Origin of the sequence: Polynucleobacter sp. IMCC30063, assembly GCF_021395235.1 — a bacterium.
GTDB lineage: Bacteria > Pseudomonadota > Gammaproteobacteria > Burkholderiales > Burkholderiaceae > Polynucleobacter.
Genome location: NZ_JAJVCQ010000003.1, coordinates 60,199 through 86,855 on the forward strand (window position 1 = coordinate 60,199; position 26,657 = coordinate 86,855).

At 45.8% G+C, this 26,657-nt stretch carries 21 protein-coding genes and 1 pseudogene; 20 read left to right on the top strand and 2 right to left on the bottom strand.

Annotated features, from left to right (window positions below):
* Window positions 1-20 precede the first annotated feature (20 nt).
* The 6 genes and pseudogenes from LZG75_RS06825 (at window position 21) to rlmD (ending at window position 7,722) form a co-directional block, all read left to right on the top strand.
* Window positions 21-3,077 carry an efflux RND transporter permease subunit gene (locus LZG75_RS06825; protein ID WP_233937199.1) on the top strand — a complete coding sequence of 1,019 codons (3,057 nt, stop codon included), beginning with the start codon at window positions 21-23 and terminating at the stop codon, window positions 3,075-3,077.
* A gap of 61 nt (window positions 3,078-3,138) precedes the next feature.
* A complete protein-coding gene (surE, locus tag LZG75_RS06830) occupies window positions 3,139-3,930 on the top strand; it encodes a 5'/3'-nucleotidase SurE (protein WP_233936621.1) in 792 nt (263 codons plus the stop codon).
* A 26-nt stretch (window positions 3,931-3,956) separates the two neighbouring features.
* Window positions 3,957-4,580, top strand: a pseudogene (locus LZG75_RS06835) (protein-L-isoaspartate(D-aspartate) O-methyltransferase); the annotation flags it as partial.
* Complete coding sequence (locus LZG75_RS06840) at window positions 4,577-5,458, top strand: peptidoglycan DD-metalloendopeptidase family protein (RefSeq protein WP_233936622.1); 882 nt, start codon at window positions 4,577-4,579, stop codon at window positions 5,456-5,458. The pseudogene LZG75_RS06835 and the gene LZG75_RS06840, both read left to right, overlap by 4 nt.
* Before the next feature lie 12 nt (window positions 5,459-5,470).
* The gene (locus LZG75_RS06845; RefSeq protein WP_233923706.1) at window positions 5,471-6,301 is read left to right on the top strand and encodes a 3'-5' exonuclease; all 831 of its coding nucleotides are present in this window, start codon (window positions 5,471-5,473) and stop codon (window positions 6,299-6,301) included.
* A gap of 11 nt (window positions 6,302-6,312) precedes the next feature.
* Window positions 6,313-7,722, top strand: a complete 1,410-nt coding sequence (gene rlmD, locus LZG75_RS06850) for a 23S rRNA (uracil(1939)-C(5))-methyltransferase RlmD (protein WP_233936623.1) — start codon at window positions 6,313-6,315, stop codon at window positions 7,720-7,722.
* 65 nt (window positions 7,723-7,787) lie between these two features.
* Here rlmD and LZG75_RS06855 read toward each other — a convergent pair whose 3' ends face one another.
* Window positions 7,788-8,489, bottom strand: a complete 702-nt coding sequence (locus tag LZG75_RS06855) for a Bax inhibitor-1 family protein (RefSeq protein ID WP_233923704.1) — start codon at window positions 8,487-8,489, stop codon at window positions 7,788-7,790.
* A 289-nt stretch (window positions 8,490-8,778) separates the two neighbouring features.
* Here LZG75_RS06855 and ndk point away from each other — a divergent pair, with 289 nt between their 5' ends.
* The 14 genes from ndk to LZG75_RS06925 all read left to right on the top strand — a co-directional run bounded on the left by ndk (window position 8,779) and on the right by LZG75_RS06925 (window position 25,101).
* Window positions 8,779-9,204: a nucleoside-diphosphate kinase gene (ndk, locus tag LZG75_RS06860; RefSeq protein ID WP_233923703.1), complete on the top strand. Its 426-nt coding sequence runs from the start codon at window positions 8,779-8,781 to the stop codon at window positions 9,202-9,204.
* A gap of 1 nt (window position 9,205) precedes the next feature.
* Window positions 9,206-10,372: a 23S rRNA (adenine(2503)-C(2))-methyltransferase RlmN gene (gene rlmN, locus LZG75_RS06865; protein WP_370634794.1), complete on the top strand. Its 1,167-nt coding sequence runs from the start codon at window positions 9,206-9,208 to the stop codon at window positions 10,370-10,372.
* Window positions 10,373-10,383: 11 nt separating this feature from the next.
* Window positions 10,384-11,661 (top strand): flavodoxin-dependent (E)-4-hydroxy-3-methylbut-2-enyl-diphosphate synthase, encoded by a 1,278-nt coding sequence (ispG, locus tag LZG75_RS06870; protein WP_233923702.1) that lies wholly within the window; start codon window positions 10,384-10,386, stop codon window positions 11,659-11,661.
* A 9-nt stretch (window positions 11,662-11,670) separates the two neighbouring features.
* A complete protein-coding gene (gene hisS, locus LZG75_RS06875) occupies window positions 11,671-12,978 on the top strand; it encodes a histidine--tRNA ligase (protein ID WP_233936624.1) in 1,308 nt (435 codons plus the stop codon).
* 63 nt (window positions 12,979-13,041) lie between these two features.
* A complete protein-coding gene (locus tag LZG75_RS06880; protein ID WP_233936625.1) occupies window positions 13,042-13,695 on the top strand; it encodes a tetratricopeptide repeat protein in 654 nt (217 codons plus the stop codon).
* Window positions 13,695-14,825 carry an outer membrane protein assembly factor BamB gene (bamB, locus tag LZG75_RS06885; RefSeq protein WP_233923699.1) on the top strand — a complete coding sequence of 377 codons (1,131 nt, stop codon included), beginning with the start codon at window positions 13,695-13,697 and terminating at the stop codon, window positions 14,823-14,825. Before LZG75_RS06880 ends, bamB begins: the two co-directional genes overlap by 1 nt.
* A 24-nt stretch (window positions 14,826-14,849) precedes the next feature.
* Window positions 14,850-16,205, top strand: a complete 1,356-nt coding sequence (der, locus tag LZG75_RS06890) for a ribosome biogenesis GTPase Der (protein WP_233936626.1) — start codon at window positions 14,850-14,852, stop codon at window positions 16,203-16,205.
* A gap of 59 nt (window positions 16,206-16,264) precedes the next feature.
* Window positions 16,265-16,510, top strand: a complete 246-nt coding sequence (gene hfq, locus LZG75_RS06895) for an RNA chaperone Hfq (RefSeq protein WP_233923697.1) — start codon at window positions 16,265-16,267, stop codon at window positions 16,508-16,510.
* On the top strand, window positions 16,488-17,744 hold the full coding sequence (gene hflX, locus LZG75_RS06900; protein ID WP_233936627.1) for a GTPase HflX: 1,257 nt from the start codon (window positions 16,488-16,490) through the stop codon (window positions 17,742-17,744). The genes hfq and hflX overlap by 23 nt, the downstream gene beginning before the upstream one ends.
* Window positions 17,737-19,269 (top strand): FtsH protease activity modulator HflK, encoded by a 1,533-nt coding sequence (gene hflK, locus LZG75_RS06905; RefSeq protein WP_255698819.1) that lies wholly within the window; start codon window positions 17,737-17,739, stop codon window positions 19,267-19,269. The genes hflX and hflK overlap by 8 nt, the downstream gene beginning before the upstream one ends.
* Window positions 19,270-19,274: 5 nt before the next feature.
* A complete protein-coding gene (gene hflC, locus LZG75_RS06910; protein WP_233923741.1) occupies window positions 19,275-20,144 on the top strand; it encodes a protease modulator HflC in 870 nt (289 codons plus the stop codon).
* Between the two features lie 101 nt (window positions 20,145-20,245).
* Window positions 20,246-21,430, top strand: coding sequence for an ATP phosphoribosyltransferase regulatory subunit (locus LZG75_RS06915; protein WP_233936628.1), 1,185 nt, complete (start codon window positions 20,246-20,248; stop codon window positions 21,428-21,430).
* A gap of 27 nt (window positions 21,431-21,457) precedes the next feature.
* Window positions 21,458-22,834: an adenylosuccinate synthase gene (locus tag LZG75_RS06920; RefSeq protein WP_233923694.1), complete on the top strand. Its 1,377-nt coding sequence runs from the start codon at window positions 21,458-21,460 to the stop codon at window positions 22,832-22,834.
* Between the two features lie 59 nt (window positions 22,835-22,893).
* A complete protein-coding gene (locus LZG75_RS06925) occupies window positions 22,894-25,101 on the top strand; it encodes a malate synthase G (RefSeq protein WP_233936629.1) in 2,208 nt (735 codons plus the stop codon).
* Here LZG75_RS06925 and LZG75_RS06930 read toward each other — a convergent pair.
* Window positions 25,098-26,627, bottom strand: coding sequence for an FkbM family methyltransferase (locus LZG75_RS06930; protein WP_233936630.1), 1,530 nt, complete (start codon window positions 26,625-26,627; stop codon window positions 25,098-25,100). The genes LZG75_RS06925 and LZG75_RS06930 overlap by 4 nt on opposite strands.
* Between the last annotated feature and the right edge of the window lie 30 nt (window positions 26,628-26,657).

The window sequence follows — 26,657 nt, forward strand, 5'->3', positions numbered from 1 at the left end:
TGAGCCTGTTTTCTTCCTTTATGGGAGGCGTGCTTGAAAAGCGCGTGATCGTTATTGTGGCTTCAATTGGTTTATTGGGCTTGGGTATGTTTAGCCTGAGTCAATTACCAATTCAGCCCTACCCTGGAGTGGCGCCATTAACCATTCAGGCAATTTCTCAATGGCCTGGGCGAAGTACCTCCGAAGTTGAGCAGCAAGTCACTATTCCGGTTGAGAATGCCCTTGCGGGTATTCCAGGCGTACAGGCTTTTCGTTCGGTTTCCTTATTCGGCTTATCGGTTGTTACCTTAAAGTTTACCGATACAACTGATCCTTTTAAAGCGCGTCAAACGTTTATTGTTAATCTTGGTAACGTAACTTTTCCCGCTGGCGTTTCATCGAGCATTAGCCCCGACTCAGATGCGACGGGTGAAATTATGCGTTACCACGTGCAATCCGATTTTGCTTCACCAACTCGCTTAAAAACCTTACAAAATTACGAGATTTATAAAGAGCTGAAACAAACCCCTGGGGTAGCTGATGTTTCATCTTTTGGCGGTAAGGTGCGGCAATATCAAGTGATTATTACACCTGAGAGTCTGCAATCAAAAGGGGTAACCGTGTCGCAAATTATTACTGCCCTTAGTAACGCCAATAGCAATGCAGGCGGCGGTTTATTGCCAGCAGGGGAGCAGCAGTTTGTGGTGAGGGGTGTTGGCCTGTTTAAAAATATAGGAGACATTAAACAGGTTGTGGTTGCCGTAAACCAAGGCGTACCTATTCGGATTGGTGATGTAGCGACAGTGGAGATTGGTTTTGCGCCACGTTTAGGTATGTTTCAATACGGAGAGAACGCCGATGCCGTTGAAGGCATTGTATTTTTGCGCCGCGGTGAAAATGCTACTGAGGTGTTGGCTCGGGTACGCGACAAAATCAAAAATATCAATTCACATATTTTGCCACCCGGTATTCAAGTAATACCATTTTATGATCGACAGGCGTTGCTAGATATTACGATTGGTACGGTTAAGCACACTTTATTTTTTGGGATCTCTTTAGTACTGGCGGTTCTATTTTTATTTTTAGGAAATTTGCGCGCTGCCGCGGTCGTGGCAGCTGTTATCCCTTTAGCGCTATGTGTCTCGTTTATCCAGATGCATATTTGGAGTGTGCCAGCCAACTTAATTTCTTTGGGTGCAATCGACTTCGGGGTGATTGTTGACTCAGCAGTCATTTTGACGGAAAACGTCATGCGCCATTTAGAGGAGGGGGGTAAGCGCTTAAATCAAAGCATCATCATTGCTACTAGTGAAGTACAACGCGCCATGATTTATTCCACCAGCATCATTATTGTGGCTTATTCCCCCTTATTCTTCATGGGCGGGGTAGAAGGAATTATTTTTAAGCCGATGGCCTTCACCATGGGCTTTGCGCTGATTGCAGCCATGGTTTTAAGCCTGACTTTTTTACCCGCGATGATTTCCCTAATTTTTGGGGAAAACTTACATCACAAGCCACCCCGCTTTATTACGCGTTTGTTAGCTGGGTATAAGCCTTTATTGCGGCGCTGGATGGACCGTCCCCGCACCGTTGTAGCGATTGCAGTGTTTATTTTGGGTTTAACTTTGTTTAGTATGACTAAGCTTGGCACGGCTTTTTTGCCTACCCTAGAAGAAAATAATATTTGGCTACGGGTAACTTTGCCAAATACAGTAGATTTAGGTTATTCAATCAAAATTGCTAATGAATTACGCGGCATCTTTTTGAAGCAAGGTGAAATTGAAAAAGTAGCCGTACAAATTGGTCGTCCAGATGATGGCACTGATTCAACGGGGGTTTTTAATCAGGAATACGGGCTCTATTTAAAAGCCCCAGACAAAATGCCAGCAGGTTCGAGCAAGAAAAAACTGATTGAACATTTAGAAACAGAATTAAATAAAATTCCTGGTATTAATTATAGTTTTTCACAATACATTCAAGATAACGTCAATGAAGCTTTATCTGGTGTTAAGGGTGAAAACTCAGTAAAAATTTATGGCCCTGATTTAGAGGTCTTAGATTTGAAAGCCCGCGAGATTATTGATGAGCTGAAAAAAGTTTCTGGGGTGGCTGATGAAGGTATTTTGAAAGAGTTAGGGCAGCCTACCTTAAACATTCAAATTGATCGCGAGAAAGCATCGCGCTATGGCATTAATGTGAATGATATTCAAACGATCGTGGCTAATGCCATTGGGGGAATGCCAGTTACCAATTTGCTCGAAGATGAAAAAACTTTTGGTATTGCTGTGCGCTTAAATGAAGCAAGTCGTAATGATGTGTTGGATGTCTCGAAACTTTTAGTTGACTCGCCTACGGGCGCAGCAATTCCGCTGTCGATGGTGGCTAAAGTGAGTTTAAGTGATGGCCCTTTCTTTATTTATCGTGAAGCTGGTAAGCGCTATATCGCGATTAAATTTAGCGTGCGTGGACGCGATTTAGGCAGTGCGGTGGAAGATGCACAAGTGCTGGTTCAAAAGAACATCACTTTGCCAGCAAACTATTCGATTGGCTGGGATGGGCAATTTAACCAAATGAAGCAAGCGCAGAAAAAGTTAATGATTATTGTGCCATTAGCTTTGTTAGGTATTTTCCTGTTATTGGTGAGTGCCTTTGGTAACTTCCGCGACGCAGTAATTGTGATGATTAATGTACCCTTTGCGGCAATTGGCGGGGTTCTAGCCTTGCATCTAGCCGGCGAAACTTTAAGTATTTCAGCTTTCTTTGGTTTCTTATCCTTATTTGGTATTGCGATTCAAGATGGAGTGATCTTAATTTCCTTCATTAATAAATCGATGTCGGATGATTTGGCGGCAATGAAAGACACCATGGTTGAAGGCTCATCATTGCGGGTACGCCCCGTTTTAATGACAGCGATGCTTTCGGGGCTTGGTTTGTTACCGGCTGCTTTATCTCATTCAATCGGCTCTGAAGCGCAGCGTCCGCTAGCCTTAGTTATTGTTGGTGGCATGGTAACGACGACGATTCTGACTTTATTGGTCCTACCCGTGATTTATAGTTGGTTTAGAGGTCGTTCATTACCCAATGCACCGGTCATTTAGCCTGATTGAATCGACTATCAATTTTACTTTTTAATGCACTAATTTTAGATTCTCAATATTAATGCCTACCGATACCGATTTACATATTTTAGTTTCCAATGATGATGGTTACTTAGCCCCAGGCTTACTTGCTCTGGTTAATGCTTTGCGTCCACTGGGGCGCATTACAGTGATTGCACCAGAGCAAAATCACAGTGGCGCCTCGAATTCATTAACTTTATCGCGTCCCTTATCGATTCATCGCGTAGCGGGAGGTGAGCGTGATGGTTTCTTATTTATTAACGGCACCCCCACCGACTGTGTGCATATTGCTATGACCGGTTTTTTAGATCAGCGCCCCGATTTAGTTGTTTCGGGTATTAATCAGGGCGAAAATATGGGTGAAGACGTGCTCTATTCAGGCACGGTGGCAGCAGCAATTGAGGGGGTCATGTTTGGCGTGCCAGGAGTGGCATTTTCACAAATCGACCGTGGTTGGGCTCGTATTGATGATGCAGCAGCGATTGCTAAAGATATTGTTACGCATTTATTGGCGAACCCGATTGGCTCTGAAAAAGGGATAGCAACCTTATTGAATGTGAATTTACCGAACCAAAGCTATGCCGATTTACAGCGCTGGCGAGTCACTCGCTTGGGGAACCGTCATCACTCTGAGCCCGTAGTAGTGCAAAAAAATCCTCGTGAAGAACTCATTTATTGGATTGGGGCAGCCGGTGTGGCTAAAGATGCCTCGGCAGGTACTGACTTTAGTGCAATTGCTGATGGCTGTGTTTCACTAACACCGATGCAGCTTGATTTAACTCACCACGCCCGCTTAGCAGCGATGCGTGCCAACGGCTGGGATCGGGGTTGAAGGCGACTTCACGGCATGCTGGTCACCGACAAGCACTTGCCGATAAAGTTGCCGCTAGTGGGGTAAAGCACCTGAAAACCCTTGAAGCTATTGCTACTGTGCCACGACATGCCTTTATGGATGCGGGTCTACATGCGCAAGCGTATGAAGATTCCGCCATACCCATTGGTCATCAGCAAACCATTTCTAAGCCATCAGTGGTGGCACGCATGATTGAGCTTTTACATAAAAACAAGCATCCCCTAGGCAAGGTACTAGAAATTGGCACGGGTTGTGGTTATCAAGCTGCGATCTTGAGTTTGTTAGCTACAGAAGTGTATTCAATTGAACGGATACGACCTTTGCATGATTTAGCTCGGGCGAAGTTACGACCCTTTCGGATTAATAATTTACGCCTCATATACGGCGATGGCATTTTGGGCCTGCCCCAAGCTGCACCCTTTGATGCCATTATTTTGGCAGCCGCAGGGCTCGGTATTCCCGATGCTTTATTAGATCAATTGGCGATTGGCGGGCGCTTAATTGCCCCAGTAGCCCGCAATGCCAATCTGCAGCAGTTATTACTGATTGAACGAGTTAGCTCGCAACGCTATCAAAGAACCGCCTTTGACGAGGTCTTTTTTGTCCCTTTACAATCGGGGGTGATATGAAACGATTGATTGTTAAACCATTATTTTCTGTAGATTTAAAGCGCGCTTTAGCCTCAACTGCACCGCTAGCAATTACTTTGGCAGTGGGTTTGGCTTTAGCTGGCTGTTCTACGCCACGTACAAAGCCTGCGCCCATTAACGATCGTAATGCGAGCATTTCCTCTGCAATGGCTAATGAACCAACCCCTCCTGGTTATTATCGGGTGAAGCGAGGCGATACCCTGTTGCGCATTTCTTTAGATCATGGTCAATCGTATAAAGATATTGCGCTTTGGAATAATTTAAGCGACCCGAATCAAATTGAAGTGGATCAACTTTTATTAATTAAATCACCTACTGCTAGTAAATCAGCTAGTGCAGCGAGTGCAGCTAGTAAAAAATTACCTGCTGGTGAAAGTGTAGTTGGAGGCACTGGTGCCGCTAAGGCTGCTGCTTTAAAACCCGATACTACCAAGACTGAGACCATAAAAACTGACCCCCTGAAGAGTGATGCCAGTAGTTCTCCAGTTGCCGAGCCAGGTATTCGCTTATCTTGGCCAGCGCAAGGTAAGGTAGTAGAAGAATTTAGTGAAGGCAAAAATAAAGGGATAGATATTGCCGGCAAGTTAGGCGAGCCAGTTCAATCGGCTGCAGATGGTAAGGTAGTGTATGCCGGCAATAGTCTGCGAGGTTATGGTAATTTGGTCATTGTGAAGCATGACAATACCTATTTAACGGCCTATGCGTATAACAAGAGCTTGTTAGTGAAAGAGGGCGATAGCGTACGCAAAGGGCAAAAAATTGCTGAAATGGGTGATACGGATACCAATGCAGTGAAGTTGCATTTTGAAGTACGCGTGAATGGTAAGCCGGTTAATCCAATGCAATTTTTACAATAACTAGCTATTTTCATGCGTGTCGGTGCAACCGTTTTGGTCTTTGATATTGAGACTATTCCCGATGTGGCTGGTTTACGCCGTTTAGAAGATTACCCAACTACCATTGCTGATGCCGAGGTAGCACAGTTAGCGATGGCAGCACGAACTGTGAAAACGGGAAGTGATTTTCTACCGCTCTACTTACAACGAATTGTGGCGATTTCATGCGTGATTCGTCGTACCACTAAAGAAGGTTTACCGCAATTTAAAGTGGGATCTTTAGGCGAAGTGGGTGACGATGAGAAAACTTTAATTCAGGCGTTTTACGATTTAATTGAAAAATATACGCCGCAATTAGTTTCATGGAATGGTAGCGGCTTTGATTTGCCGGTTTTGCATTACCGCGCCATGGTTCAGGAAGTGCAAGCCGCACGTTACTGGGAGATGGGCGAAAGCCAAGACAGCGATAGCCGCGACTTTAAATGGAATAACTATATTTCGCGGTATCACTTACGGCATCTTGACATGATGGATATTTTGGCTAAATTTAATCCGCGCGCCAATGCACCGTTAGACAGCTTAGCAAAACTCTGTGGTTTTCCTGGAAAAATGGGCATGGATGGTAGCCAAGTTTGGGGCGCTTATCAAGAGGGTCGCTTACCTGAGATTCGCAGCTATTGCGAAACCGACGTCGTGAACACGTATTTAATGTATTGCCGCTTTCAATTAATGCGAGGCGGTTTTTCTCCCGCAGAATATGCCGAAGAATTACGGTTTGTGCGCGCCTATCTACAAGAGGAATCGAAGCAGCCACACGGCGCAGCTTGGCAGGAATACCTTGCTGGTTTTGCGGATGCCGCTTAAGTACTTGCGGCATGTCTGAGCTAGTGAGTGAGCCAATTTGGATTGAGTCACTTGATTTAGAAGCGCAGGGCATTGCCAGGCTGCCACCCGCCCTAGATGCGCCTGCTGGCGAAGCTGGCAAGGTGCTATTTATTCGTGGCGCATTGCCAACCGAATTGGTTAGCTATCAAATTACCCGTGATAAAGCCCGCTTTGCCAAGGCCAAAGTCATCCACATCCTCAAGCCCGCGGTATTTCGGACTCAGCCGCGTTGCGCAGCCTTTGGAATTTGCGGGGGCTGTAGCATGCAGCACCTTGATATGGCTGCACAAATTGCGATGAAGCAAAGAGTTTTAGAGGATGATCTCTGGCATCTTGCCCGTGCTAAACCAGCAGAAATACTTCGCCCCTTAAATGGACCAAATTGGGCTTACCGGCAACGGGCGCGTTTAAGTGTAGTGAATCGCTCGATTAAAAAAGGTACTGCCCTAGTGGGCTTTCATGAATTCAATAGCGGGTATGTGGCCGACATGCTAGCTTGTGAAATATTGCCCCCGCCGGTTTCGGCTTTATTACTTCCTTTGCGGGATTTGGTGAACGCACTCTCGATTCCCGATGAAATTGCGCAATTTGAATTAGCAGTAGGTGAGGGTAATACCACCAATGCATTTCAGCCGGTAACAGTTTTGGTGATGCGCCACATGGCGCCACTGAGTTCTGCTGATCTTGATCTGGTACGTAACTTTGCTGAGATGCACTCTGTATGGATGTGGTTACAAGCTGGCGGCATCGATACTGCCAAACCATTTCATCCTACTGAGGGTAGCTTAAGTTATCGACTACCCGAATTTGGGCTTGAAATGCCTTTCTTACCCACTGACTTCACCCAAGTGAATCATGCGATGAATCGTGCTTTAGTAGGCCTGGCAATGCGCTTGTTGGCACCACAAGCCCATGAACGAATACTGGACTTATTTTGTGGCATCGGTAATTTCACTTTACCCTTAGCGCGTTTAGCCAAAGCAGTTTTGGGGATTGAGGGTAACAACGCCTTAACTCTGCGAGCGCATAGTAATGCAAAACATAATGGGTTGGCTGATATGGCTCAGTTTCAATTGGCCAATTTATTTACAGCTGATGCAGCGATGGTGCGTTCATGGGGGCCAGCAGACCGCTGGTTAATTGATCCCCCTAGAGAGGGGGCGATGGCCCTGTGCCAAGCCTTAGGAGAGCTACAAAAGAATTGCCTCGCCGGCGATGCTACCGCCTTATCCTTTCTACCCAAACGTATTGTTTACGTCTCTTGCAATCCGAAGACGCTAGCGCGCGATACTGCAATCCTCTTGGGCGAAGCTGGCTACGAGTTGACTAAGGCTGGCATCGTGAATATGTTTCCTCACACTTCACATATTGAATCGATTGCGGTGTTTGAGAAAAAATAAGCGCATAAAAAAAGCACCTCGAAAGGTGCTTTTTAGTTGCTAGCGTAAGCAGTCGCTAATTGAGTCTAATCGCGCTGCCCACCCATAATGCCAAATAAAGCCAGCAAGTTGGTGAAGACGTTATAGACATCAAGGTAGATGGCTAGAGTAGCCATTACATAGTTGGTTTCGCCGCCATTAATAACGCGTTGCACATCAACCAAAATAAAGGCTGAGAAAATGGCAATTGCTAGAATCATCACCGTCAGCATGAGTGCAGGTAATTGCAACCAGATATTGGCCAAGGAAGCCACGATGAGGAGCAATACGCCAACCATGAGCCATTTGCCCATACCTTGGAAATCACTTTTGCTAACAGTTGCAATAGTTGCCATGGTGGCAAAAATTAAGGAAGTGCCGCCAAAGGCAAGCATGATTAAGGTAGCGCCATTGCTATAGCTGCTGAGGGTAAAGCCAATTAGGCCTGACAGCATGAGACCCATAAAGAAGGTAAAGCCTAGCAGTAGCAAAACACCGATGCCGGTTTCTTTGTTTTTATTGATTGCCCAGAAGAAGCCAAAGGCAACTGCCATAAAGACGATGAAACCTAAGAAAGGACTACCAGCAAAAGGTACAAACCCCATTGCAACTCCCAACCAAGCGCCAATGACGGTAGGCACCATCGAGAGAGCAAGCAAAGCATAGGTATTGCGCAAAACCCGGTTACGGATTTGCAGACTTGTTACAGAACCAGACTGTCCAAAGCCAAAAGAGTTTAAATCGCTCATTGAGACCCCTTCATTGTTAAATTAACTAAGCCAAAAATTGGCTTGTGTATTAAGTATAGACAAAATAGGTTAATTTCAAGGGCTTTCGTAAAGATAGTACTGCTAAAGGGGTTATCCCCTGTAAATTCAATCACTTAGCTAATTTACCCTTAAAGGTAAGATGGTCTAGGGATGTATAATTCTGTGGGCGTTGCTAAGCGACGCAGCTTTCAGCATCTGCAGCAAGGATGCCCTTTTTGGGGCTCTAACACTGCTTTTTACGATCTTTGATTCAGTACTGGAGTTATGCATGGCAATGGAACGCACTTTATCTATTATTAAACCCGACGCAGTAGCTAAAAACGTCATCGGGCAAATCTACGCGCGTTTTGAAGCGGCTAAGCTCAAAATAGTGGCCTCGAAAATGGCGCACTTATCGCAATCGGAAGCTGAGCAGTTTTATGCTGTGCATAAAGAGCGGCCTTTCTTTAACGACTTAGTCAAGTTCATGATTTCTGGTCCGGTGATGATTCAAGTATTGCAAGGTGAAAACGCCATTGCAAAGAATCGTGAGTTAATGGGCGCGACTGATCCAAAGAAAGCTGATAAGGGTACGATTCGCGCCGACTTTGCTGACAGTATTGATGCTAATTCAGTACATGGCTCTGATGCCCCTGAAACTGCTGCGGTAGAAATTGCCTTCTTTTTTCCTGGCATGACTATTTTTAATCGTTAATGTGAATTCACCCCGCATCAATCTCTTAGATTTAGACGCCGAGGCAATGAAGGCGTACATTGTGGGTCTGCATGAAAAGCCATTTCGGGCAAAACAATTGCTGAATTGGGTGCATCAACGCGGCGTTGGCAATATTGCTCTCATGAGCGATTTAGCCAAGGGGTTTCGCCAGACTCTAAGCGAGCAGGCCGAAGTTTGTGCGCTACCTGTTTTAAATGAAGCGCTAGCGACGGATGGCACCCGTAAATGGTTGCTAGATGTGGGCGGCAGTAATGCCGTAGAAATGGTGTTTATTCCTGAGGATGATCGCGGTACCTTATGTATTTCTTCGCAGGCAGGTTGCGCGGTGAATTGTTCTTTTTGTGCAACTGGATATCAAGGTTTTTCGCGGAATTTAACCACGGGTGAAATGATTGGCCAGCTTTGGTTTGCTGAGCATCATTTGCGCGCCGACCCTAACGCCATTAAACGCATTGAAGAATATCCCACTCCAGGTTATGTTCACGAGGGTAGAGTGGTATCAAACGTAGTCTTCATGGGTATGGGTGAGCCCCTCCTCAATTACGATAACGTCTTGCCGGCCTTACGTTTAATGTTAGATGATCACGCATATGGTTTATCGCGCCGTCGAGTGACCCTCTCAACTTCGGGGGTAGTGCCAATGATGGATCGCTTGGCACAGGATTGCCCAGTGGCTTTAGCCGTGTCTTTGCATGCGCCGAATGATGCCTTACGCGATCAGCTAGTGCCGCTGAATAAAAAATATCCCCTGAAAGAATTGCTAGCCGCTTGTGAGCGCTATTTACCTTATGCACCGCGCGACTTTATTACCTTCGAATATTGCATGCTTAATGAAGTCAATGATCAAGATGCGCAGGCACGAGAGTTGGTGCAATTACTAAAAGGCATTCGTTGCAAAATCAATTTAATTCCGTTTAATCCTTTTCCTGAGTCGGGCTTAACTCGCTCTTCGCCGCAACGGATTTTTGCCTTTAGTAATATCTTGCAAGAAGCGGGCATGATTGCGACGGTGCGCAAAACCCGTGGTGATGACATTGCAGCAGCTTGCGGACAGCTCGCAGGCGATATTATTGACCGCACTAAAGTTCGTGAGCGCACGGTTGATGCAGCACTGGGCGAGCAAACTGTGCAATGGTTGGAACGTTAATTATTAACAGGATGGATATGCGTACTACTCCTGATTCTGCTTGTCTGCCCCTCGGCCCTGCGCCGCGGCGCAGTTCTTTGCAGGCAACCGTATCTTGGCAAGATGTACATGTTACCGTGGGCGGAGATGCACCAGTGCGCGTGCAGTCAATGACCAATACCGATACGGTTGATGCACTTGGTACCGCGATTCAAGTAAAAGAATTGGCGCGTGCCGGTTCTGAATTAGTGCGTATTACGGTCAATACGCCTGAGGCTGCCGCAGCCGTGCCTTACGTGCGCGAAAAATTAGATGCGATGGGTATTTTTACCCCGCTGATTGGTGATTTTCACTACAACGGCCACACTTTGCTAAACGATTTTCCAGCCTGTGCAGAGGCGTTATCAAAGTACCGCATTAATCCGGGTAATGTGGGTAAGGGTGCTAAACGCGATCCGCAATTTGCCCAAATGATTGAAGTCGCTTGCCGTTATCACAAGCCAATTCGGATTGGCGTGAATTGGGGTAGCTTAGATCAAGCGCTGTTAGCCCAGATCATGGATGAAAATGCAATGCTTGCTGAGCCTAAAACAGCGCAAGCAGTGATGATTGAAGCTTTAATTCAGTCAGCCTTGCAATCGGCCACTAAGGCAGTGGAATTAGGTATGAGCCCAAATCAAATTATGTTGTCGTGCAAGGTGAGTGGTGTACAAGATTTAGTTGCGGTGTATCGCGATTTAGCCCGCCGCTGCAATTATCCTTTGCATTTAGGTTTAACCGAGGCAGGCATGGGTAGTAAAGGGATTGTGGCTTCGACCGCGGCTTTAGGCATTTTGTTGCAAGAAGGGATTGGCGATACCATTCGGGTTTCACTGACACCTGACCCTGGTGCACCGCGCGAAAATGAAGTGATCGTGGCTCAGGAAATTTTACAAACCATGGGCTTACGGAATTTCACGCCTATGGTCATTGCCTGTCCTGGTTGTGGGCGTACGACCAGTACGACTTTTCAAGAATTAGCAGCCCAAATTCAATCTTACTTGCGCCAACAAATGCCAGTCTGGAAAAAATCGCATCCAGGAGTTGAAAATATGAATGTGGCGGTGATGGGTTGTATTGTGAATGGGCCCGGTGAAAGCAAGCATGCCAATATCGGTATTTCGTTGCCTGGCACTGGGGAAGCCCCTGCGGCACCAGTATTTGTTGATGGTGTCAAAGTGAAAACCTTACGTGGTACCGGTATTGCCGAAGAGTTTCAGGTGATTGTAGAAGACTATGTGAAGTCACACTATGGTAGCTCGGCAAGCTAAATACGTAAAATGAGTGCGCAAAAAATTCAAAAACTAGCGGGCGTGCGGGGTATGAATGACCGTTTGCCTACTGAGGCAAAGCAGTGGCTACATTTAGAAAAAATATTGCACGATTTAACCCGCGCTTACGGTTATGAGTTAATAAACACCCCGATTGTTGAGGCTACTGAAGTTTTTCAGCGCGGTATTGGCGTGGTTACCGACATTGTAGAAAAAGAGATGTATTCCTTTGAAGATCGCCTGAATGGAGAGCAACTCACTTTGCGACCTGAAGGAACCGCCGCAGTTGTGCGTGCGGTCATTGAACATAATTTACTGTACGACGGACCTAAACGCCTATGCTATATGGGACCCATGTTTCGCCACGAGCGTCCGCAGCGTGGGCGCTATCGACAGTTTCATCAATTTGGGGTTGAAGCCTTAGGTTTTGCGGGTCCTGACATCGATGTTGAAATTATCGTCATGGGGCAACGACTCTGGGATGAGTTAGGTTTACGGGGCGTACATCTTGAAATAAATTCTTTGGGCCAAGCTGCTGAGCGCGCTGCACACCGTGAAGCTTTAGTCGAGTATTTCACGGCAAATGCTGCAGCCTTAGACGCAGATTCGCAGCGTCGTTTACTGACTAATCCCCTGCGAATTTTAGACTCTAAAAATCCAGCAATGCAAGAACTGCTTGAACAAGCGCCACGTTTACTCGATTTTCTTGGCGCAGAATCGCTACAACACTTTGCTGCGGTACAGGCTTTATTAAAAGCCCAGAATATTCCCTGCAAAATTAATCCGCGGTTAGTACGCGGCTTAGATTATTACAACCTCACCGTGTTTGAATGGGTCACTACTGAACTTGGGGCGCAAGGCACTATTGCTGGGGGTGGGCGTTACGATCCTTTGGTTGAACGAATGGGGGGTAAAGCGGCACCCGCTTGTGGTTGGGCGATGGGCATTGAGCGCGTGCTTGAACTAATGGCCATCTCAGGATCAGTCCCCGAAGCCGAGGCAGTGTGTGATGTGTATGTTTTACATCAGGGTGGTGAAACCTTAACGGCCGCTTTTATTGCTGCTGAACAATTGCGCAGTGCTGGCATGGATGTTGTTTTATTTTGTGCCCCCGATGGCCAAGCGGCAAGCTTTAAATCCCAAATGAAAAAAGCCGATGCGAGTGGTGCCGCCTTTGCTGTAATTATTGGCCCTGATGAATTGGCGCGCGGTGAAGCCCAAATTAAAGACTTACGCGGGTTGGGTAAACAATATGCAGTTCCGCTAAATCAGGTCTTGGATGCCATGATTGAAGCCTTAGTTTCCGCTTCGGAATAAAATAGCCTGCCCTTGATCCCACTTTACTCATTTATTTAATTTACGTTTACCTTACGGATTGTTATGCCACTGGACCTAGAAGAACAAGAACATTTAGATAACTTTAAAGACTTTTGGAAAAAGTATGGCAAGTTATTGACTGGCTTATTAACTGCTATTTTATTAGCTTATGCGGGCTATAGTGGTTGGCAATGGTGGAAAAATAATCAAGCAATGGAGGCCTCAAAACTGTACGGCACCATGTTGAGTGCGGTGGCCAAAGGTGATAAAGAACAAATCTTTCGCGCAGTAGACGATTTACAAAATCAATTTGGACGTACAAGTTATGCGGCCATGTCGGGTTTAGTTGGCGCAAAAGTTGCTGCAGATGCAGGCGATACGGCAAAGGCGCTAAGCTATTTACGCTGGACAAGTACTAAAGCAACCGATTCTGCATATGCAGGGGTAGCCAAAATGCGCTTGGTAGCCCAATTAATTGAACAGGGCGGTGATGCGGCGATAATTGAAGCCGACCAACTATTAAAAGAAAAACCAGTTAGTGGCTTTGAGGCTTTATGGATAGAGCGGCGTGGCGATTGGTATTTATCACAACAAAAAATAGCTGAGGCGCGCACGAATTATCAAACCGCGTGGAAAATGATGCTGCAAGCAAAAGAATTGCCCGATGAAAGCCGCCGCTTATTAAAGGTAAAACTGGATGCTGTAGGTGGTGGTTAATGCGTAGGGCTTTATTTGCTTTACTCGCTTTGCTAGTATGTTCAATGCTGGCATGCTCGGGCTCTTCGCGAACTCGCAAGCCTAACGATCTGACGGCAGTGACTAATCAATTTGAAATGAAAGAAATTTGGGCAGCGAATGTTGGCTCGTCCGAACCCTATTATTTTGATCCGATGGTAGCTGGCAATTCAGTCTATGCTGCTTCTGCTAGTGGCAAATTAGTAAGACTAGATTTACAAACTGGTAAAACGATTTGGGAAGTGAGCGTGCCCGATAGGCTAGCTGTAGGCCCAGGGTCGGATGGCAAAACGACAGTGGCGGTTTCAGCTAAGGGGATGGTTTATGCCTTTGATGAAGCCGGAAAAAATATGTGGTCAGTTTCAGTTGGCAGTGAAGTATTAACTGAGCCCATAGTGGCCGCTGGCACCGTAGTGATTCGCACGCTCGATAATCGTTTTATGGGCTTAGACGTACTCACAGGGAAGCGCCGTTGGTTTTATCAGCGCCAACAGTCGGTACTGTCATTGCGTGTAGGTTATGGCATGCTGCTTGTTAATAATGAAGTAATTGTGACAGGCCTATCGAGTGGCCGCTTCGGCATGATTGGGGTAAATAATGGGGCCCTGATTTGGGAAACATCGGTTTCTTTTCCAAAAGGATTTTCTGAAATTGAGCGTTTAAATGATGTATCCGCCAAGCCAAGCTTGGAAGGTGATAAATTATGCGCCGTATCGTATCAAGGCAAGATCGGTTGTAGCATGGTACGCACGGGAAATTTAATTTGGTCTAAGGATTTTTCGAGTTACACCGGTACTGCGCAGGGCCCTGAACTGGTTTTTGCAAGCAATGAAAAATCGCAAGTAGCGGCTTTTAAGAGCGCAGACGGAACGCAGGTTTGGGAAACGAGCAAGCTCAATTGGCGTGACTTAGGTGAGCCTACCGCCATCGGGCGAGTGCTGTTATTTGGTGACGCTGAAGGTTATTTACACGCTATCTCACAGGCGAATGGCGAGATTGTGGCGCGCATTCGGCACGATACCTCACCCATTGCGTCGGCCCCGGTGGTCGCCGGTGGCCTAGTTCTAGTGCAGTCTCAAGGCGGTAAATTAGTTGCCTATCAACCTAAATAAAGTTTACTTTATGAAACTTGTCCCATGAAACCTGTCATTGCAATTGTTGGTCGGCCTAATGTAGGTAAATCGACTTTGTTTAACCGCTTAACGCGCTCACGCGATGCAATTGTGGCTGATTTTTCTGGCTTAACCCGTGATCGACATTATGGCAATGGACGCCTAGGTAGTCGCGGTTTCATTTGCATTGATACCGGTGGCTTTGAGCCTGTAGCGAAAACTGGCATCGTCGCGGAAATGGCCAAGCAAACTAAACAAGCAGTAGCGGAATCGGATGTGGTGATTTTCTTGGTTGATGGGCGCTTAGGTTTGGCCCCCCAAGATCGTGTCATTGCCGATTTCTTACGTAAAACAGGACGGCCGATTGTTTTGGCAGTAAATAAAACCGAGGGTATGTCAGCGGGCGTTGTTACCGCTGACTTCCATGAGTTAGGTCTGGGTGATCCCATGCCGATTTCCTCAGCTCATGGTGAAGGCGTGCGCAGCTTAATTGAGGATGCGTTGGATGACTTGGGTGTGCCTGAAGAGGATGATGAGGCTGAGGTGCTGGGTGCAGATAAACCGCTCAAGATTGCTGTGGTGGGTCGTCCTAATGTAGGTAAGTCGACATTAATAAATAAACTGATTGGCGAAGAGCGGGTGATTGCTTTTGATCAACCTGGCACAACCCGCGATGCCATTGAAGTACCCTTTGAACGTGCTGGTCGCCCCTATATTTTGATTGACACCGCTGGCTTGCGGCGTCGCGGTAAAGTGTTTGAAGCGATTGAAAAATTTTCAGTCGTGAAAACCTTGCAAGCCATTGCCGACGCCAATGTGGTGATTTTGATGCTGGATGCTCAACAAGATATTTCTGAGCAAGATGCCCATATTGCTGGGTTTATTGTTGAAGCCGGGCGAGCCTTAGTGGTGGCAGTAAACAAATGGGATGGCGTCGACGCTTATGTGAAAGAGCGTTGCCGTTTAGAGATTGCGCAAAAACTGCGCTTTCTCGATTTTGCCAATGTTCATACGATTTCAGCGCGCAAGGGCTTTGGTCTAAAAGAACTGTTCAAAGATGTTGATGCTGCGTATAAAGCGGCCACGACGAAGATGCCCACCCCGCGTTTAACGCGAATTTTGATTGAGGCTATTGAACATCAGCAGCCCAAACGGGTGGGGATGGGGCGTCCGAAAATGCGTTATGCACACCAAGGGGGCATGAATCCGCCAATTGTGATTATTCATGGCACTGGCCTTTCTGGCGTTACAGATAGCTATAAACGCTTTCTAGAAGGGCGGTTTAGGGCGGTTTTTGGTCTCCGTGGGACACCGATGCGTATTGAATTACGCACCAATCGTAACCCTTACGTTGATGATGACAAAAAGAAGAAGCGATAATAAGATTCTGTTTTGAGTTTGAAAAAATCAAGACTCCCATTAGTGCTTAAAGGAGCGGTATGAATAATAATAAAAGTCAGATGTTGCAAGACCCTTTTCTCAATGCTTTGCGTAAAGAGCATGTGCCTGTTTCGATTTATCTCGTGAATGGCATTAAATTGCAAGGCAATATTGATTCATTTGATCAGTATGTGATTTTGCTGCGCAATACGGTGACGCAAATGGTGTACAAACATGCTGTTTCTACTATCGTTCCTGCCCGCGCAGTGACTTTTCGCCTAGATGAGGAAGAGCCCTCTGCATAAAACTAGTATTGACGCTGTGCGAGCGGTGCTAGTCGGCGTTGATACTGGCTTAGCTGATTTTCCCGAAAGCATGGCAGAACTTGCTTTATTGGTGGAAAGCGCAGGAACATTGCCAGTGGCTAATGTCATTGGGCGCCGCGGCAAAACTGATCCTGCTTTATTTATTGGGTCTGGTAAAGCTAACGAACTGAAGCACATTCTTGAAGAGCAAGAAGCGGAGTTGGCGATTTTTAATCATCCTTTATCGCCTAGTCAGCAACGCAATTTAGAGCGCCACTTGGGGCGCCATGTGCTCGATCGAACCGGGTTAATTTTAGATATCTTTGCCCAACGGGTGCAAAGTCATGTGGGTAAAACCCAAGTTGAGTTAGCCCATGTGCGTTATCGCATGTCGTGTTTAGTGCGGGCTTGGAGTCACTTAGAGCGGCAAAAGGGTGGTATTGGCTTACGGGGCGGTCCAGGTGAAACCCAAATGGAGTTAGATCGGCGCATGTTGGCTACACGCGCTAAGCGACTTGAGCTTGAATTGGCGAAGTTACAGCGGCAACAACGAACTCAACGCCGCTCACGCAGTCGCAAAGAAGTTTTCTCAGTGTCGTTGGTGGGCTATACCAATGCGGGTAAATCAACGCTCTTTAATGCTTTAACAAAGGCTGGTGCCTATGCGGCCGATCAATTGTTTGCCACCCTCGATACCACTTCACGCAAAGTGCATCTGCCTGAGACGGGGTCGATTGTAGTGTCCGATACGGTGGGGTTTATTCGCGACTTGCCCCATCAATTGGTAGAAGCTTTTCAAGCAACCCTAGATGAAACGATTCATGCCGATTTAATTTTGCATGTGATTGATGCAGCTAGCTTAGTTTCACGCGAACAACGGGCTGAAGTTGAGCGGGTTTTGCAAGATATTGGGGCTACTGACATTCCGCGCCTAGAAATCATGAATAAAATTGATTTAATGCCTGAAACCTTTGCCCATGGGCCTATTGTCAAGAGGGATAATAATGGCTTACCCAACCAAATTTTCCTTTCAGCGCAGGCTGGCTTGGGCCTTGACTTACTCCGTAGTGCTTTAGGCGAACATGCCCAATTGGCTGATAGAATTAGGGCTCAAGATGACCGAGCCAAAAATCACACTAACGCCACTGATTTATTAGCTCCCTTAACCGATCGACCTGACTCTGCCGAATTTAATCCCCTCCCTTCCCGTAGCTATTCGCCACATAATGCATAAACTGCTTGCACTTTTTTCAGTAAAAGACCCAGGCTGGGGCAATAGTAGCAACAGTAATGATGCTAAAGACTCTGGCAATGGCGAAGGTACGCCTGCAGGCGAAACTAAGCCGCCAGTCGTTGAGGGAGCTCCAGGAAATAGCCCAGAAAATATACCCACAGTCAGCCCACAACCACCATCCAAGCCACCTGAGCGACCCACCGATGGGCCGCCCGATCTGGATGAGCTCTGGCGCGATTTCAATAATCGCCTGAATAATTTTTTTGGCGGTAAAAAAGGCCCCAAAAGTACTACAAATAATTCTGGCAATTCATCGCCAAATAAAGCGCCATTTAATAAGCCCTCGAATAATGGCGGTGGCGGTAAAAACCAAGCACCATTTAATTTTAATTTTACGAATCCCTTTTCCAGTAAGGCAAGCTTTGGCTTTATTGCAGCTGGTGCGGTCTTGTTTTGGTTATTAAGTGGTTTCTTTATTATTCAAGAAGGTCAGGCGGGTGTGATTCTCACCTTTGGTAAATACAGTTACACCGCTGGGCCTGGCATTAACTGGCGTATGCCTTGGCCCATTCAGGCGCAAGAAATTGTAAATTTATCGGGCGTTCGTTCGGTTGAAGTAGGGCGTCCAGTCTTAATTAAGTCAACTAACTTAAAAGATGCATCGATGTTGACCGAAGATGAAAACATTATTGATGTGAAATTCGCCGTGCAATATCGTTTAAAAAATCCGACAGATTATTTATTTAATAATCGTAATCCGGATATTGCGGTAACACAGGCTGCTGAGACGGCAATTCGGGAAATTGTGGGCCGCAGCAAAATGGATACCGTGCTTTATGAGGGGCGTGAAAAAATTGCCATTGACTTAGCTATCTCAATTCAAAAAATCTTAGATAGTTATAAAACCGGTATTTATATTACGAGCGTGACAGTGCAAAATGTGCAACCCCCCGAACAAGTTCAGGCCGCATTTGATGATGCCGTCAAAGCCAGTCAAGATGCTGAGCGTTTGAAGAGCGAAGGTCAAGCATACGCAAACGATATTATTCCGCGCGCTAAAGGTACTGGCGCACGTTTACTGCAAGAGGCTGAAGGCTATAAAGCACGAGTCATTGCAACTGCTGATGGTGATGCCACCCGCTTTAAACAAATTTTGACGGAATATGCAAAAGCACCTCAAGTCACGCGTGATCGGATGTATATCGACACGATGAAGGAAGTCTATAGCAATGTAACCAAAATTTTGGTCGATACCACTAAGAGTAATAGCCTCTTGTATTTGCCCCTCGATAAAATTGCCGCGCAAGTGAGTGCTGAAAGTGCCCAAGCGGCTGCGGCAGCACCCAATAGCAGCATGGGTTCGGGTTCGGTTGGTAGCTCTACTGGAGTACCTAGTTTGCCAGCTACGGGCTCGGTCACGGTTTCACCAGCACAGCCTGCGTCTGGCTCTGCGGCAACGGGCGGCAGTAATAGTTCGGTTGATAAACGCGATGGCTTACGCAGCCGCGATCGGGATGCCCGCTAATGAATATGAATCGCGTACTTGCTGCTTTAATTGGACTCATTGCCATTATTTATTTATTGGCTTCCAGTATTTTTATTGTTGACCAACGGCAGTTTGCAGTGGTATTTTCCTTTGGTCAAATTGTGCGGGTAATTCAAGACCCTGGTTTGCAATTTAAGTTTCCTGCCCCATTTGAGAATGTGCGCTTTTTCGATCGCCGCATTTTAACGATCGATAATCCTGAAGCTGAGCGTTTCATTACCTCCGAAAAGAAAAATCTCTTGGTTGATTCTTATGTGAAGTGGCGCATTGTTGATCCGCGTAAGTTTTTTGTGAGTTTTAGAGGTGATGAAAGTTTAGCGGTCGATCGATTAAATCAGCTAGTTCGTTCAGCTTTGAATGAAGAGTTTACGAAACGTACCGTACGTGAACTTATTTCTGAGCAGCGCGAACAAGTGATGCAGGGAATTCGTAAGAAAGTAGCCGATGATTCTGCCGATATTGGTGTTGAAATTGTTGATGTGCGTTTAAAGCGCGTCGACTTATTGGCTGAAATTAGCGATTCAGTGTATCGACGCATGGAAGCAGAACGCAAACGCGTAGCTAATGAATTGCGCTCTACGGGCGCAGCTGAGTCGGATAAAATTCGTGCCGATGCCGAGCGCCAGCGCGATGTTATTTTGGCTGAGTCGTATCGGGATGCGCAAAAAATTAAAGGCGCTGGCGATGCGAAGGCGACCGCCTTATATGCCGAAGCGTTTGGGCGGGATTCCCAATTTGCTCAGTTTTATCGCAGTTTGGAGGCATACCGCAGCTCTTTCAAAGATAAGAAAGACTTGATGGTGGTTGAACCCAGTGGTGAGTTCTTCAAGTTTTTGCATAAAAAGAGCCAATAAGACGACCCGCTCTTTGGGGCCTAAAAGGCCGCAGACTCAGAGTTCTGCGAGATTCCCCAGCATCGCCCATCGTCAAGCATAGTTGAGCCATAATATTAGGCATGAACCGTTGGTTATTACCTGAAGATATTGCTGATATTTTGCCAGCTGAGGCTGCCAAAGTAGAGGCTTTGCGTCGCCGCTTGCTCGATTTATATCAATCTTATGGCTATGAGTTGGTGACCCCACCCTTAATCGAGTTTCTCGATTCTTTGTTAACGGGTACTGGTGCGGACCTTAATTTACAAACCTTTAAGTTAGTTGATCAGCTCTCAGGGCGTACCTTAGGCTTGCGGGCTGATATGACACCCCAAGTTGCTCGGATCGATGCGCATTTATTAAATCGAGATGGCGTAACCCGCCTATGTTATGCGGGCTCGGTTGTCCATGCCCGCGCCAGCATTACTAGTGCGTCGCGCGAAGAGGTGCAATTGGGCGCGGAAATTTATGGTTGCGCTAGTTTGGATGCGGATTCTGAAGCGATTTCACTTTTATTGCAAACCCTGCGTTTGGCTGGGCAAGAGCAGGTCTATCTCGATTTATCGCATGCCGGAGTATTGGCTGGCGTGTTAGAGGGCGTAACGCTAACGCCTGCAGATATGCAAACTGTATATGGCTTATTGCAAAGTAAAGATCGCCCCAGTTTGGTGGCCTGGTCGCAAGCCGTGCCCACCGATTGTGCTAAAGCCTTGCTAGCACTAACGCATTTAAATGGACCGAGTAGCGAGGTTTTAAAAAAGGCCCGCAAAGGTGAATTTGCTTTGCCAAATAATCTTCAAGTACAGGAATCTTTATTGCAATTAGAAGCGTTGCTCGCGTCAATGACTGAGCTCGCGCCTACTACCGAAATGAGTATTGATTTAGCAGATTTACGCGGTTATCAATACCACACTGGGGTGACGTTTGCGGCTTATATTGCTGACTTAGCTCAGCCCATTGCGCGGGGTGGTCGCTATGATCAGGTTGGAGCTGCTTTTGGGCGCGCGCGCCCCGCAACTGGGTTTTCACTCGATTTGTTGACCTTAGCAAATCTTTCTAAGGCATCCGCTCTGCGGCCGGCAATACGTGCACCCTGGCTTTCTGATGCGGCTTTATTGGCCCAAATTTCCCAATTACGGGAGGCTGGCGAAGTGGTGATTCAGATCAAGGTGGGGGAGGAATTTTTAAGTTCCCAATTCCAGTGTGATCGAGAATTGGTTCAGCAAGGTAAAAACTGGGTGGTAAGCCCATTAAGGTCGGTAAAATAGCCCGTCTTGATCAAATTTGGATTGAATATGTCTCAGCAGCAAAGTAAGCAAAACCCTGGCCAACCCAGGTCAGCCAAACGCGGCCGAAATGTGGTGGTAATAGGCACTCAATGGGGTGATGAAGGCAAAGGCAAGGTAGTCGATTGGTTAACTGATCATGCTGCTGGCGTCGTGCGCTTTCAAGGTGGCCATAATGCGGGACATACTTTAATTATCGGTAATAAAAAAACCATTTTGCGTTTAATTCCTTCGGGAATCATGCATCCGCAGGTCATTTGTTATATCGGTAATGGTGTTGTGCTATCGCCTGAAGCACTCTTTAAAGAAATTGGTGAGCTCGAAGCCGCCGGATTAAATGTCTGCGATCGCCTGCGTATTTCTGAAGCAGCGACGTTAATTTTGCCGTATCACGTCGCAATTGATAACGCCCGCGAGAAAAAACGGGGGGCAGCGAAAATTGGCACTACCGGACGTGGCATTGGCCCCGCATATGAAGATAAAGTAGCCCGCCGTGCTTTGCGTGTGCAAGATTTGTTTTATCCCGAAAAATTTGCCGCGCAATTGCGTGAAAATTTGGAATATCACAATTTTGTTTTAACCAATTACTACGGAGCGAGCCCCGTTGATTATGAAGCTACTTTAGCTGAGGCCATGAGTTATGCAGCGCGCCTTAAGCCGATGGTTACCGACGTTTCTAGTGCTTTATATGCAGTCGAACAAGCTGGGCAAAATTTATTATTTGAGGGTGCTCAGGGTACGCTGCTCGATATTGACCACGGAACCTACCCTTATGTAACTTCGAGTAACTGTGTGGCGGGGAATGCAGCCGCGGGTTCTGGAGTAGGCCCCGATTCTTTGCAATATATCTTGGGTATTACCAAAGCCTATTGCACCCGAGTGGGCGCTGGCCCATTTCCTAGTGAGCTTTATGATTTCGATAATCCTGCGAAGCAAGACCCAGTTGGCATCCGCTTAGCTGAAGTGGGCAAAGAGTTTGGCTCAGTAACAGGCCGTCCGCGTCGCACGGGTTGGCTTGATGCGGCCGCATTAAAGCGCTCAATTCAGATTAATGGGCTAACTGGACTATGTATCACTAAATTAGATGTGCTCGATGGCCTTGAGCAGGTCCGCTTATGTGTGGGTTATCGTTTGGAGGGCAAAGAGCTCGATGTATTGCCGCGGGGTGCAGAGGCAGTAGCTTTATGTGAACCGATTTATGAAGATTTTCCAGGTTGGCAAGATAGTACTGTTGGTATTCAAAATTGGGACCGCCTACCAATTCAGGCACAACACTTTTTGCGTCGTATTGAAGAGGTCGTTGGCAAACCCATTGCCATGGTGTCGACTGGGCCAGAGCGCGATGAAACCATTTTGGTGCACCATCCTTTTGAAGCGACGCATTAAGCGGTAATGTGTAATTTATAGGCTATTTTTATTGTGAGATTTATTTAAAGGTTTTTATCATGACTGTACGTATTAACTGTTTTGGCTTGCAGGTTGCCGATTCGCTTTACCGTTTTATTGAGGATAAAGTGTTACCAGGTCTGCAGATTAAAAGTGCTGACTTCTGGAAGGGCTTTGCCGCAATTGTTAAAGACTTAACCCCAATTAATGACGCATTGCTAGCCAAGCGTGATCGAATCCAGCGTGATTTAGATAAATGGCACCAAACTCATCCAGGCCCAATCAAAGATATGCCTGCGTATCGCCAGTATCTAAAAGAAATTGGCTATATAGATGAGATACCAGCCAATGTAGTGGCTTCTACCCAGAACGTCGATGATGAGCTTGCTCTCCAAGCGGGCCCCCAGTTGGTTGTTCCTGTGCTCAATGCGCGCTATGCTTTAAATGCAGCTAATGCTCGTTGGGGCTCTTTGTATGACGCGCTCTACGGTACAGATGTTTTGTCTGAAGAGGATGGTGCTACCAAAGGCGGAGCGTTCAATCCAATTCGTGGCGCTAAGGTTGTAGCCTATGCGCGGCAGTTTTTAGATCAGGCTGCACCTTTGCTTAAAGCTTCATATAGCGATGTGGTGGCTTATACCGTGGTAGCCAATAAACTGGCGGTAAAGTTAAAAGATGGTAGCACTACTGGCTTGCTTGATGAAAAACAGTTTGTGGGCTACCAAGGTGATCCTGCCGCACCTTCATCTGTTTTACTACGCAATAATGGTATTCATATTGATATTGAAATTGATAAGACGAAAACCATCGGTGCTAGTGATTTAGCTGGTGTAAATGATGTCGTACTAGAAGCTGCGCTCTCTACCATTCTGGATTTGGAAGATTCAGTAGCGGTTGTTGACGCCGATGACAAAGTACTCGCTTATGAGAACTGGTTAGGTATTCTCAAAGGGACCTTAGTTGAAGAGGTGAGTAAGGGTGGCAAAACTTTTACCCGCCGCCTCAATCCAGATCGTCAATACAAAGCCGGTATTGGCGCAGTAAATGCAAAAGATGGCTTGGTGACCTTACATGGCCGATCACTATTATTCCTGCGTAACGTTGGTCACCTGATGACAAATCCTGCCATCATTACTAGTGAAGGTAAGGAAGTTTACGAAGGCATCTTAGATGCAGTCGTGACCGTATTAATTGCTTTATATGATATTAATCGCCCAGCAGCACAAGCGATTGGCAATACCCGTAAAGGTTCTGTATACATTGTTAAGCCTAAAATGCACAGTCCTGAAGAAGTTGCATTTGCTAGCGAGCTCTTTAGCCGTGTTGAGAAATTGCTTGGCTTGCCAGAGAACACCGTCAAATTAGGCATCATGGATGAAGAGCGGCGCATGAGCGTCAATATTAAAGCTGCCATTGCGGCAGCTGGTGCACGCGTTGCTTTTATTAACACTGGCTTTTTAGATCGTACTGGCGATGAAATTCATACTGGTATGTATGGCGGTGCCATGGTCCGTAAAGGCAAGATGAAGGTCGGCAAATGGTTCAATGCGTATGAGCGCCGCAATGTATTGGCCGGCTTAGATTGTGGTTTACGGGGTCGCGCACAGATTGGTAAAGGCATGTGGCCTGCACCAGATCTCATGCGAGAAATGGTGGAGCAAAAAATCGCCCACCCTCAATCGGGCGCCAATACGGCCTGGGTGCCATCACCTACAGCTGCGACCTTGCATGCCATGCACTATCACCAAGTCAACGTGGCGAAAATTCAAGAAGACATGGAGAAAAAAGATACTGCAGCCGAGTATGAATCGTTAATGGATGATTTATTGACTGTGCCAATTGCGCTCTATCCAGATTGGACTAAAGAAGAGATTCGCGAGGCGCTTAATAATAATTGCCAAGGTATTTTAGGTTATGTTGTTCGTTGGATTGATCAAGGTGTTGGCTGTTCCAAGGTGCCTGATATTTACAACGTTGGATTGATGGAGGATCGCGCTACATTACGTATCTCTAGTCAACATATTGCCAATTGGCTGCTGCACAAAATTGTGACTATAAATGATGTTAATGAAGCTTTGCAACGGATGGCTAGCATTGTTGATATGCAAAATGCAGGTGATCCCCTCTACAAACCAATGATGCCCAATTACAAAGACTCATTCGCTTTTCAGGCAGCAAGTGACTTGATCTTTAAAGGACTCGAGCAGCCTAATGGTTACACTGAGCCTCTGCTGCATGCGTGGCGTAGGAAAGTAAAAGGGGTTTAAAACTTTGAATACTCTTTATTTACAAAATTGAGATTTTCAAAAAGAACATCGTCATTAAATAATCTAGATGTCATAAATTCTGGAAGCAGTTCGTCAATTTCTTTAAGAGATGCCTGCCCCTCATAACACTCGTGGTTACTATATTCAGTGTAAAGAAAATGTGTTCTTTTTAAGGCCTCAGGACCACTTATAATCATATCTGATTCCGCGCCTTGAATGTCTGCCCAAATTAAATCAATATATTCAATATTATATTCAGTGAGCCAATCGTCCAAACGAACCATTTGAACTTTTATTTGAGAATCAAACTTAACCCAAGGATAAATTTGTAAATGGGCTTTTGGTATTCTGATTGACCCTGATTGGTCCCAATCTGCATTTTCATCATATCCTGAAGACTGGTAGAAAGTTATTGGTCCATTGACTCTGCCGATGGCACATTCGAATAATTTAACGTTTGGATGATTAATTCTTTCCTTAAATTTTTTAATTGCCCTTGGATCAGGTTCAAAACAAAAGATTTTCGCATTAGGCATAAATCTAAGAAAATTTTCTGTAGTTTCACCATTATTTGAGCCAATCTCGATAATTATGGGGTTATCTTTTTTTAGTAAATTAAAAACTCTAGATCCGTTTAGCCCGCCAGCCTCTAGCCGAACAGATCTAGCATCATTTTTAATTAAGGGCCGTGGATCGGAATGATTAATAATCACAGGAGGTACGGGGATATGGATAGGTGGTGGCCTTCCCATGCCGTGCCACCAAGGTGTAGAAGGAATTACATCTGCGAGCCACCAGGCACATTCTGTAAAAGTACTCTCGTAAGAGCCGATAATCTCTTGGGACTTAGACAGGATTAATAAATCGACTGCAGCTTCAATACCTACTCGAACACTAGTTGTACTTGATGTGTGGGTTTTGGTGTGATATTTTGGGGCAGATAGTATCCTTCCAGGATAGGATAAGCTGAGGGCATTCACGACCGAAATATCATCACTAGAGACGTAAAAATGATGGCCAGGAAACTTATCCATGATTTTTTTGAACAAATTTAAATCATGAAAATGCTGGTTTCGCCATGTATTATCATGCCAAGTTCTAATATGAACGCCAATAAATTTTGGATGATTTTTTATGAATTGATTTACTAACTCTAAAATTGTTGGATTAAATATAATTTTTTTGAAGTATTTTTTAAATTGAAAAATTACCTCATCCTTAATATTTTCAAATTGGTAATCTATGTTACTGCTTAGATACCAAAAATTACCATTATCGGCATTCAAAAATTCCCGGTAAATTTTAAGTTTATTAAATTTATCCGCTGGTTCGTGGGCAGCTAAAATCCACGTGCTTAAATGAGTATCTTTATTTTTAGGGCTAAAAGTATTATTAATTGAAAAAATATGACTATGAGGATTTATTAGCATAACAAAATCCTCAATTTGGTCTGCCAATTTAAGCCCAGATACGATATTTTTTAGTTGGTTACCCAAGCCAAATGGGTTATCTATGATGATTGTCAATTAAAATTTCTTAATCTTGAATGAAAATTT

Excerpts from the sequence above, each read along its gene's own strand:
- LZG75_RS06825 (WP_233937199.1), top strand. The coding sequence starts at position 21 with ATGGGAGGCGTGCTTGAAAAGCGCGTGATCGTTATTGTGGCTTCAATT.
- surE (WP_233936621.1), top strand. The coding sequence starts at position 3,139 with ATGCCTACCGATACCGATTTACATATTTTAGTTTCCAATGATGATGGT.
- LZG75_RS06840 (WP_233936622.1), top strand. The coding sequence starts at position 4,577 with ATGAAACGATTGATTGTTAAACCATTATTTTCTGTAGATTTAAAGCGC.
- LZG75_RS06845 (WP_233923706.1), top strand. The coding sequence starts at position 5,471 with ATGCGTGTCGGTGCAACCGTTTTGGTCTTTGATATTGAGACTATTCCC.
- rlmD (WP_233936623.1), top strand. The coding sequence starts at position 6,313 with ATGTCTGAGCTAGTGAGTGAGCCAATTTGGATTGAGTCACTTGATTTA.
- LZG75_RS06855 (WP_233923704.1), bottom strand. The coding sequence starts at position 8,489 with ATGAGCGATTTAAACTCTTTTGGCTTTGGACAGTCTGGTTCTGTAACA.
- ndk (WP_233923703.1), top strand. The coding sequence starts at position 8,779 with ATGGCAATGGAACGCACTTTATCTATTATTAAACCCGACGCAGTAGCT.
- ispG (WP_233923702.1), top strand. The coding sequence starts at position 10,384 with ATGGATATGCGTACTACTCCTGATTCTGCTTGTCTGCCCCTCGGCCCT.
- hisS (WP_233936624.1), top strand. The coding sequence starts at position 11,671 with ATGAGTGCGCAAAAAATTCAAAAACTAGCGGGCGTGCGGGGTATGAAT.
- LZG75_RS06880 (WP_233936625.1), top strand. The coding sequence starts at position 13,042 with ATGCCACTGGACCTAGAAGAACAAGAACATTTAGATAACTTTAAAGAC.
- bamB (WP_233923699.1), top strand. The coding sequence starts at position 13,695 with ATGCGTAGGGCTTTATTTGCTTTACTCGCTTTGCTAGTATGTTCAATG.
- der (WP_233936626.1), top strand. The coding sequence starts at position 14,850 with ATGAAACCTGTCATTGCAATTGTTGGTCGGCCTAATGTAGGTAAATCG.
- hfq (WP_233923697.1), top strand. The coding sequence starts at position 16,265 with ATGAATAATAATAAAAGTCAGATGTTGCAAGACCCTTTTCTCAATGCT.
- hflX (WP_233936627.1), top strand. The coding sequence starts at position 16,488 with ATGAGGAAGAGCCCTCTGCATAAAACTAGTATTGACGCTGTGCGAGCG.
- hflK (WP_255698819.1), top strand. The coding sequence starts at position 17,737 with ATGCATAAACTGCTTGCACTTTTTTCAGTAAAAGACCCAGGCTGGGGC.
- hflC (WP_233923741.1), top strand. The coding sequence starts at position 19,275 with ATGAATCGCGTACTTGCTGCTTTAATTGGACTCATTGCCATTATTTAT.
- LZG75_RS06915 (WP_233936628.1), top strand. The coding sequence starts at position 20,246 with ATGAACCGTTGGTTATTACCTGAAGATATTGCTGATATTTTGCCAGCT.
- LZG75_RS06920 (WP_233923694.1), top strand. The coding sequence starts at position 21,458 with ATGTCTCAGCAGCAAAGTAAGCAAAACCCTGGCCAACCCAGGTCAGCC.
- LZG75_RS06925 (WP_233936629.1), top strand. The coding sequence starts at position 22,894 with ATGACTGTACGTATTAACTGTTTTGGCTTGCAGGTTGCCGATTCGCTT.